General features: G+C 73.3%; 10 protein-coding genes. 6 read left to right on the top strand and 4 right to left on the bottom strand.

Features of this window, described 5'->3' with window-relative positions:
* The first annotated feature begins 218 nt into the window (after nt 1–218).
* Complete coding sequence (locus AOK24_RS36975) at nt 219–410, top strand: hypothetical protein (RefSeq protein ID WP_055724319.1); 192 nt, start codon at nt 219–221, stop codon at nt 408–410.
* Between the two features lie 142 nt (nt 411–552).
* Nucleotides 553–1,608, top strand: a complete 1,056-nt coding sequence (locus AOK24_RS36970; RefSeq protein WP_055724318.1) for an NUDIX hydrolase — start codon at nt 553–555, stop codon at nt 1,606–1,608.
* On the opposite strand, the gene AOK24_RS36965 is transcribed toward AOK24_RS36970, so the two are convergent.
* Together AOK24_RS36965 and AOK24_RS36960 are read right to left on the bottom strand one after the other, a co-directional pair.
* Complete coding sequence (locus AOK24_RS36965; RefSeq protein ID WP_240554293.1) at nt 1,566–2,600, bottom strand: BUD32 family EKC/KEOPS complex subunit; 1,035 nt, start codon at nt 2,598–2,600, stop codon at nt 1,566–1,568. The genes AOK24_RS36970 and AOK24_RS36965 overlap by 43 nt on opposite strands.
* 5 nt (nt 2,601–2,605) lie before the next feature.
* Nucleotides 2,606–3,961 (bottom strand): dipeptidase, encoded by a 1,356-nt coding sequence (locus AOK24_RS36960; protein WP_055724317.1) that lies wholly within the window; start codon nt 3,959–3,961, stop codon nt 2,606–2,608.
* Between the two features lie 192 nt (nt 3,962–4,153).
* Here AOK24_RS36960 and AOK24_RS36955 point away from each other — a divergent pair, with 192 nt between their 5' ends.
* On the top strand, nt 4,154–5,425 hold the full coding sequence (locus AOK24_RS36955; RefSeq protein WP_055724322.1) for a geranylgeranyl reductase family protein: 1,272 nt from the start codon (nt 4,154–4,156) through the stop codon (nt 5,423–5,425).
* Here AOK24_RS36955 and AOK24_RS36950 read toward each other — a convergent pair.
* Nucleotides 5,415–5,864: a nitroreductase family deazaflavin-dependent oxidoreductase gene (locus AOK24_RS36950; RefSeq protein WP_055724316.1), complete on the bottom strand. Its 450-nt coding sequence runs from the start codon at nt 5,862–5,864 to the stop codon at nt 5,415–5,417. The two genes, AOK24_RS36955 and AOK24_RS36950, sit on opposite strands and share 11 nt — an antisense overlap.
* 149 nt (nt 5,865–6,013) lie before the next feature.
* On the opposite strand from AOK24_RS36950, the gene AOK24_RS36945 reads away from it, so the two are divergent.
* On the top strand, nt 6,014–6,721 hold the full coding sequence (locus AOK24_RS36945; protein ID WP_055724315.1) for a TetR/AcrR family transcriptional regulator: 708 nt from the start codon (nt 6,014–6,016) through the stop codon (nt 6,719–6,721).
* On the opposite strand, the gene AOK24_RS36940 is transcribed toward AOK24_RS36945, so the two are convergent.
* Nucleotides 6,718–7,188 (bottom strand): MarR family winged helix-turn-helix transcriptional regulator, encoded by a 471-nt coding sequence (locus AOK24_RS36940; protein WP_107104140.1) that lies wholly within the window; start codon nt 7,186–7,188, stop codon nt 6,718–6,720. The two genes, AOK24_RS36945 and AOK24_RS36940, sit on opposite strands and share 4 nt — an antisense overlap.
* Nucleotides 7,189–7,281: 93 nt before the next feature.
* Here AOK24_RS36940 and AOK24_RS36935 point away from each other — a divergent pair, with 93 nt between their 5' ends.
* Nucleotides 7,282–7,707 carry a hypothetical protein gene (locus AOK24_RS36935; protein WP_055724314.1) on the top strand — a complete coding sequence of 142 codons (426 nt, stop codon included), beginning with the start codon at nt 7,282–7,284 and terminating at the stop codon, nt 7,705–7,707.
* A gap of 88 nt (nt 7,708–7,795) precedes the next feature.
* On the top strand, nt 7,796–8,761 hold a 966-nt coding region (locus AOK24_RS36930), incomplete at its 3' end, for a sensor histidine kinase (RefSeq protein WP_055724320.1).

The following is an 8,761-nucleotide window of genomic DNA, read 5'->3' as shown; positions in this document are numbered from 1 at the left end:
CGTCCTCGCCCGCGCGCGGGGACGCGTGTTTCGGCTGTGGTTCTGTGCCCGCGCGGGGGAGGCGTGGTTCGCGTGCGGGGTGGCTCTGCACGTGGGCGTGCGGTTCGGGTGCGGGGTGATGCCCCGCGCGTGCCGGGGTGCAGGACGTACCCCCGCCCGCGCGCTCTGTCCTCAACCCCGTGCGTGACCTCCCGGCAGGGCTTCGCGTTGGAGTGGGCATGAAGAAGCGCAGCATGCTTGCCATCGCCTCCCTGGCGACCGGGTTCGTGGTCGCCGCGATCACGCCGTCGCACGGGGCGGACCACGACAAACTCGGTCTGGATGTGGGGGACACGCTCAGTCAGCTCGACCACACGGTGGCCGACGAGAGTCTGGCTGTCGACGACAACGCGCTCGGGCAGGGCGATTGACGAGAGCCGTGCGCGAGCGCGAGGCGCCGGTCCCCGAGGGGGCCGGCGCCTCGGTGCTTCTCCCTGGTCCTCAACGGGAACTGGTTTCCGTGGCAGGGTGGAGCGGGCAAGCCTCAGGGGGCCAACGGAAGAGGGGGGAATCGTGACCGTCGTCTGGATCAACGGCGCGTTCGGTGCGGGAAAGACGACCACCGCACGGGAACTGAACGATCTGATCCCGAACAGCACGCTCTTCGACCCGGAGTTCGTCGGCGGGGCGCTTCCCCATCTGCTTCCGGCCAAGCACCTGGCCGAGGTGGGCGACTACCAGGATCTGCCGATTTGGCGCAGACTCGTCATCGACACGGCCGCGGCCGTGCTCGCCGAGGTCGGCGGCACGCTGGTCGTGCCCATGACGCTGCTGCGCCAGGAGTACCGCGACGAGATCTTCGGCGGCCTGGCCGCCCGCCGCATACCGGTGCGCCACGTCCTCCTCGCCCCGGCTGAAACGATCCTGCGTGAGCGGATAGCCGGCCGCCCGGTCCCGCCGGACCTCCCGGACGGCGAGATGCGGGCACGGCAGTGGGCGTACGACCACATCGAGCCGTACCGCGCGGCGCTCGCCGCCTGGCTGACGGCCGACGCCCACCTCATCGACACCGGCGCCCTCACGCCGCATGAGACGGCCCTGAGGATCGCGGAGGCCGTCGGGACGGGCGCCGTCCCGGTGTGCGACATCGTGCAGACGCCCGAGCCGACGGCGGAGACGCTCGCCTCGGGGGTGCTGCTCTTCGACGAGGACGACCGTGTCCTGCTCGTCGACCCGACCTACAAGGCCGGCTGGGAGTTCCCCGGCGGCGTCGTCGAACCCGGCGAGGCACCCGCGCGCGCGGGCATGCGCGAGGTCGAGGAGGAGACCGGGATACGCCTGGCGGACGTGCCCCCGCTGCTGGTCGTCGACTGGGAACCGCCGCAGCGCCCCCGGTACGGCGGTCTGCGGTTCCTCTTCGACGGCGGTCGCCTCGCCCCCGGCACCGTGGCGAACCTGTCGCTGCCCGGCCCCGAGCTGCGCGCCTGGCGCTTCGTCACCGAGCACGAGGCCGCCGACCTCCTGCCGCCCGCCCGCTACGAACGCCTGTGCTGGGCTCTGCGGGCCCGGGAGCGCGGCGCGGCGATCTACCTCGAGTCGGGCGTTCCCGTGCCCGGAGACGGCCACTGAGCGGCTTCGTCCGCCGGGAACACGGTGGTCGCGTCCGTGCCCAGCCGTGACTCGAACGCGTCCATCACCGCGCCGACGGCCGCGTGCCGCCGGACCAGTTCGGCCGCGCCGTCCGGCATGCCGTCGGGGCGGGCCCCGTTCGCGTACGCGCGCAGGCGGGCCAGTCGGTCGGTGCGGCCATGGAACTCGGTGACCAGCCAACGGGCCAGGTACCCGCGCGTGTAGGCGTCGTCGTAGGACAAGTGGGCGGCGTGGAAGGCGCGTTCCGCCGGGGTGAGGGTGAACTCGGGGGAGAGCGCGAGGCCGTGGTCGGTGAGGTAGAGACGCCGGCCGTCGGTGAGGATGTTGCGGAAGTGGGTGTCGAAGTGAACGAGGCCCGTGGTCCGCAGGAAGCCCGTCAGGGCCGTCAGCCGTCGGTCCACCAGGGCGCACGCCGCGTCCGCGTCGGGGCCGTGCACGTGGGCGCGCAGCCAGTCGTGCAGGGTGGACGGGACGTGCTCCAGGAACAGCGTCAGGCTCGCCGGCGCCGTACGCAGGGCCTCGATGCGCGCGCGGACGGCCGGTCCCCAGTAGGCCACCGCCTTCTCGGTGTCGGGGATGTCGGTCGGGGCGGTGGTGGGCAGGACGCGCGCGTGGTGCAGCAGCGGGAAGCCCGGGAAGCGGCCCGAGAGGGCCCACCGGGTGGTCGTCTCGTACACCGCCAGCTCCCGCCAGGCGCCGAACCCGGGGCTGGGGACGGCGCCGATGCCGTAGTGGCAGGCGGGCGGGAGGCCGAACACGTCCGCCGTGGTGCGGTGCCGGTCGGTGTCCGTGAGCGGCATCCGCTTCACGAACACCGGACGTCCGGCGATCCGTACGCGCGCGGTGGTGCCGCCCACGCCCGTGCCGTGCGGATCGGCCGCGTCGAGGAGCGCGGTCAGTTCCGCGTCGTCGAGACGGGCGAGGGCGGCGGACACCGCGCTGTGCGCGGTCAGCCGGGCTCGGCCGGGCAACTGGCTCAGCTCGCCGCGTAGTTCCGCAGGAACAGGGCCTCCGCCACCGACAGCCGCTCCAGCTCCTGCGGCGACACGCTCTCGTTCACCGCGTGGATCTGCGCCTCCGGCTCGCTGAGGCCGATGAGGAGGATCTCCGCGCGCGGGTACAGCGCGGCGAGGGTGTTGCACAGCGGGATCGAGCCGCCCTGGCCGGCGTACTGCATCTCCTCACCGGGGTAGGCGACCGCCATGGCCTCGGCCATCGCCGCGTACGCCGGGCTGGTCGTGTCGGCGCTGAACGGCTGGCCCTGGCCGACCTGTTCGATCTCCACGCGCGCGTGCCAGGGCGTGTGCGCCTCCAGGTGCGCGCGCAGCAGCTTCGTCGCCTCGGCGGCGTCCGTGCCCGGCGGGACGCGCAGGCTCACCAGCGCGCGGGCGTGTGCCTGCACGGACGGGGTGGCGCCGACGACCGGCGGGGAGTCGATGCCGATGACGGTGACGGCGGGACGCGCCCAGATGCGGTCGGCGACCGTGCCCGTACCGATCAGGCCGACGCCGTCGAGGACCTTGGCGTCCTGCCGGAACTGCTCCTCGTCGTACTGGAGGCCCTCCCAGCGGGCGTCGGACGTCAGGCCGTCGACGGTCGTCGAACCGTCGTCCGCGCGCAGGGAGTCGAGGACCCGGATCAGCGCGGCGAGCGCGTCGGGGGCGGCGCCGCCGAACTGGCCGGAGTGCAGGTTGCCGCCGAGGGTGCTGACGCTCACCCGGAGCATCGTCATCCCGCGCAGGGTGGTCGTGACGGTGGGCAGGCCGACACGGAAGTTGCCGGCGTCGCCGATGACGATCGTGTCGGCGGCCAGGAGCTCGGGGTGGGCCTCGGCGTACCGCTCCAGGCCGCCCGTGCCCTGCTCCTCGGAGCCCTCGACGATGATCTTGACGTGCACCGGGACGCCGCCGTTCGCCCGCAGGGCGCGCAGCGCGAGCAGGTGCATGATCAGGCCGCCCTTGCAGTCGGCCGCCCCGCGCGCGTACCAGCGCCCGTCGCGCTCGGTCAGCTCGAAGGGCGGGCTCGCCCAGGCGGCCTCGTCCAGCGGCGGCTGCACGTCGTAGTGGGCGTACAGCAGGACCGTGCGCGCGCCCTCGGGGCCCGGCAGGTAGCCGTACACGGACTGGGTGCCGTCGGGGGTGTCCAGCACGGCGACGTCCTGGAAGCCCTCGGCGGCGAGCGTGTCGGTGATCCAGCGCGCGGCGGCCTCGCTCTCGCTGCGCGGGAACTGGTCGAAGTCGGCCACCGACCGGAAGGCCACCAGTTCGGCCAGCTCCGCCTTCGCCCTGGGCATCAGGGAAGCGACGGTCTCGGCGACCGATTTCGACGACATGGGCACGCTCCTCGTGGGTGCGACGTTGTACGGGGTGAGCACGCGTCCGTACGGGTCCGTACGGCGGGGATCTCGCAGCCGAGGGTACGCGCTCGGACCTGCGGGGCCTCACCGGAGGACCTCGGCGATCTCCGCCGTAGGATGCGGGTGGACAGGTGCGACAGGCGGCCGGATCGGGAGCAGCAGACCATCGTGAGCAGCGAGAACTCTTCGGCGGACGACGTGCGCGAGACCGAGGACGCGCGTCAGGTGTGGGACGTCGTCGTGGTGGGTGCGGGCCCCGCGGGCGCCTCGGCCGCCTACGCGGCGGCGGTCACGGGGCGGCGTGTGCTCCTGTTGGAGAAGGCCGAGCTGCCCCGCTACAAGACGTGCGGCGGCGGCATCATCGGGCCTTCGCGCGACTGCCTGCCGCCCGGTTTCGAACTGCCCTTCAAGGACCGGGTGCACGCGGTCACGTTCTCCAACAACGGCCGCTTCACGCGGACGCGCAAGTCCCGGCAGATGCTGTTCGGGCTGATCAACCGCCCCGAATTCGACCAGCAGCTGGTGGAGCACGCCCAGAAGGCGGGCGCCGAGCTGCGCACGGGCGTGACGGTGACGCGGGTCGAGCAGCACGGCTCGGCCGTCCCGGACCGGCGCAGTGTCGCCGTCGTCCTCCAGGGCGGTGAGACGTTGCTGGCGCGCGCGGTGGTCGGCGCCGACGGCAGCGCCAGCCGCATAGGGGCGCACGTGGGCGTGAAGCTCGACCAGGTGGACCTCGGCCTGGAGGCGGAGATCCCGGTGCCCGAGACGGTCGCCGAGGACTGGAAGGGCCGCGTCCTGATCGACTGGGGCCCGATGCCCGGCAGTTACGGCTGGGTGTTCCCCAAGGGCGACACCCTGACGGTCGGGGTGATCTCCGCGCGCGGGGAGGGCGCGGCGACCAAGCGGTACCTGGAGGACTTCATCGGGCGGCTCGGGCTCGCCGGGTTCGAACCGAGCGTCTCCTCCGGCCATCTGACGCGCTGCCGCGCGGACGACTCGCCCCTCTCGCGCGGGCGCGTGCTGGTCTGCGGTGACGCGGCCGGCCTGCTGGAGCCGTGGACCCGCGAGGGCATCTCCTTCGCGCTGCGCTCCGGACGGCTCGCGGGGGAGTGGGCGGTGCGCATCTCGGAGGCGCACGACGCGGTCGACACACGCCGTCAGGCCCTGAACTACGCGTTCGCGATCAAGGCGGGCCTCGGGGTCGAGATGAGCGTCGGCAAGCGCATGCTGGCCGCCTTCGAGCGCCGTCCCGGGCTCTTCCACGCCGCCCTCACCGGCTTCCGTCCGGCCTGGCGGGCGTTCACCGAGATCACCCGCGGCAAGACGACCCTGGGCGAGCTGGTCCGTACGCACCCGATCGCGCAGCGCGTGCTGACCGGGGTCGAGCCGCGGCCGAAGGCGCCGGCCGAGACCGAGGCGGAGGCCGAGGTCAGTTCCTGACGGTGATCCGGAAGACGGGGTGGTCGCCCGCCGCGGCGGCGATCTCCTCGTCCGACGACTTCGCCGACACCCCGTTGAAGAACTGGTCGGTCTCCCAGCCCCACTTCTTCAGGTAGGTGCGCAGGATGTCGGTCTTCTCGGCGTCGGGCACCTCGACGGCCGTGAACTCCCGCACCGTGCGGCCGACCCGCAGCTCGCCGCCGCCCGCCGCCCGCATGTTGCGCACCCACTGGGAGTGGCCCCGCGCGGAGACCAGGTACTGCGCGCCCGCGTGGGTGAGCGGGTTGACCGGGAGGCGCAGCATCCGCCCGCTCGTGCGGCCCTTCACGGACAGTTCGGCGGAGCCCGCGAGGCTGACGCCGTGCCGGGCGAGCCAGCCGACGGCGTTGTTGAAGCGGGCGGCGAGAGGGCCGGCCTTGAGGTAGTACGGCTGCGACATGGTGACTCCCGAGCTTCAGAGAGCAGTGCTCTCGTTTCGTGTCTCCGAGTCTGCACGAGGGGTGCCCCTGTTGCAAGAGCGACGCTCTCTCTTTTGTTCGGCGTTCTCCAATGTGTGCACCGCTCCGTTTTGGTGGAAGACTTGCCCGCATGAGCCGTAACGTCTCTCCAGGGGCCCGAGCCCGCGCCCGGATCGAAGTGACCGCCGCCATCAAGGAGGAGGCCCGCAGACAGCTCGCCGACGCGGGCGCCGCCCAGCTCTCCCTGCGGGCCGTCGCCCGCGAGCTCGGCATGGTCTCCTCGGCCCTCTACCGCTACTTCCCGAGCCGCGACGACCTCCTCACGGCCCTCATCATCGACGCGTACGACAGCCTCGGAGAGGCCGCCGAGAAGGCCCACGCCGAGATCGCCCAGGACGACGCCGTACGGCGCTGGGTCGCCGTCTGCGAGGCCGTACGCGCCTGGGCGCTCGCGCGGCCCCACGAGTACGCGCTCATCTACGGCTCACCCGTCCCCGGCTACCGGGCGCCCGACTCCACCGTCCCCGCCGCCGCGCGCGTGGGCTTCCTCCTCATCGCCATCACCCGCGACGCCCACCGGGCCGGCGCCCTCGCCGAACCGCCCCTCTCGCCCGCCCTGCGCCCCGAGGCCGAACGCATCGCCGCCGACCTCGCCCCCGACCTCCCGCCCGGCGTCGCCGCCGCCCTCGTCGCCGCCTGGGCCCAGCTCTACGGCCTCGTCGGCTTCGAACTCTTCGGTCAGTTCCACCGCGTCGTCGAGGACCGCGATCCCTTCTTCCACGAGGCGGCGACCCGCCTCGCGCACGGAGTGGGGTTCCTCGGGAAGAAGCCGGTCTAGATTCTCTCCCGCTCGGACAGCGCGGCGAAGTCCTGCACGAAACGCGGGAGGAGACGGGCGAAGGCGTCCTGGTCCTCGGCGGGCCAGTGGGCGATGGCCCGGGCGATCGCGCGGTGCCGGACGTCGTGGACGCGGGCCAGGGCCGCGCGGCCGGCGTCGGTGAGGACCAGCAGGGAACGGCGGCCGTCGCTCTGGTCGGCCTCGCGGCGCAGCAGGCCCGCGTCCAGGGCCTGGCCGGCCAGGCGGCTGGAGCGGGGCTGGTCGACGCCGAGCGCCGCCGCCGCGTCCGTGACCGTGAGGGACGCGCCCCGGTCGGCGGCCGACTCGACCGCGTCGAGCAGTTCCAGCACCGCGTCCGGCAGCCGCTCGTCGTCCGTTCTCTCGCCGCGCGACTCGGCCGATCGGGCCAGGTTGCGGCGCTGCTGGGAGCGGCGGAGCGCGACGAGAGCACGCTCGATGGCCGTCATGTCCGAAATGGGGTTGTCAGGCACGAGGCCTCCGGTGCATAGTGGTACGCAACTGCATGTCACTCTACATGGATCGGAACTACGGGGGTTCCCATGACCGCGGACCGGCCTGTCGGCTACTGGCTCAAACACCTCGACCGCCTCCTGGAGCGCCAGTTCGAGGAAGCGCTCGCGGACGTCTCGCTCACCCGCAGAGACTGGCAGGTCCTCGACGCGCTCGCAGCAGGCGCCACCACCCGCGCCCGGCTCCACGAAGCACTGGCACCGTTCTGGACCGCGGGCAACGGCCCAGGACCCGACGAAGTGCTCGCGGTCCTGGCCGCCCGCGGACTGACCGGACAGGGCACGGACCTCGGCCTGACCGACGAAGGCCGCGCGATCCACACACGGGCGCTGGAACGGGTCGAGCACACCCGCAGCACGGTCCTCACCGGCCTGACACCCGAGGAGTACGCGGGCACGGTCCGGGTCCTGTCCGTCATGGCCGCCAACGCGGAGGCGGACCTTGCCGCCCGCTGACACCCGGCCCCGTACTCCCGGGGAAGTACGGGTGACCGCTCCGCCCGGCGGACGTGCAGCGCCCCGCGACCCGTCTAGCGTGGCCGGTATGCAGGAACGGCGGACAGCGCGACGGTGGCCGGACGAGCCGCTGTGGGCGCGCATGGCGGACAACGACCGGCGCCGGCCCTGGCGCTCCACCGCGGCCGTCACCGCGTTCGTCCTGATCGGCTCGGCCTACGCCGCCCACGGCCAGGAAGGCAGCCGTCAGCCCCTCGACGTCTACGCCCGCCTGCTGCTCGTCGCCGCCTCCGGACTCCTCCTGTGGCGCCACCGCCTCCCGGTGGCCGTCGTGTGGGGTACGGCGGGGGCGGCGGCCCTGTACCTCGGCGCGGGATACCCGTACGGGCCGGTGTTCGTGACCGTCGCCCTCGCCTGCTTCTCCGCCGTCGTCGCCGGCCACCGCAAGGCCGCGTGGGCCGCCGTCGGGATGCTGTGGGCCGTCCACCTGCTGGTCACCCAGTGGCTCTACCGCTGGTTGCCCCCCTCCGGCGACGGATCCGCGCCCCTGGCGCAGGAGTTCGCCGTCGCCGCCTGGGCCGCCGTGATCGTGGCCGTCTCCGAACTGGCCTCAGCGCGGCGTGAGCAGTGGACGCGGGAGCAGGCCGAACGCGCCCAGGCCGCCCGGCGCCGCGCCGACGAGGAACGCCTCCGCATCGCCCGCGAACTGCACGACGTCCTCGCGCACAGCCTCTCCGTCATCAACGTCCAGGCGGGCGTCGGCCTCGCCCTCCTCGACACCGACCCCGGACAGGCGCGCGCCGCCCTCACCACCATCAAATCCGCCAGCAAGGAAGCCCTCGGCGAGGTCCGCCAGGTCCTCGACACCCTGCGCACCCCCGGAGACGCCCCGCGCACCCCGGCGCCCGGCCTCGACCGGCTCCCGGAACTCGTCGAACAGGCCGCCCACGCGGGCCTGACCGTCCAGGTCGACGGCACCCCGCCCCGCCTCTCCCCGGGCACCGACCTCGCCGCCTTCCGCATCGTCCAGGAAGCCCTCACCAACGTCGTCCGC

Origin of the sequence: Streptomyces niveiscabiei, from assembly GCF_001419795.1 — a bacterium.
Taxonomy (GTDB): domain Bacteria; phylum Actinomycetota; class Actinomycetes; order Streptomycetales; family Streptomycetaceae; genus Streptomyces; species Streptomyces niveiscabiei.
The sequence above is the reverse complement of the archived record's forward strand: the minus strand, read 5'-3'. Positions and strand labels throughout refer to the sequence as shown.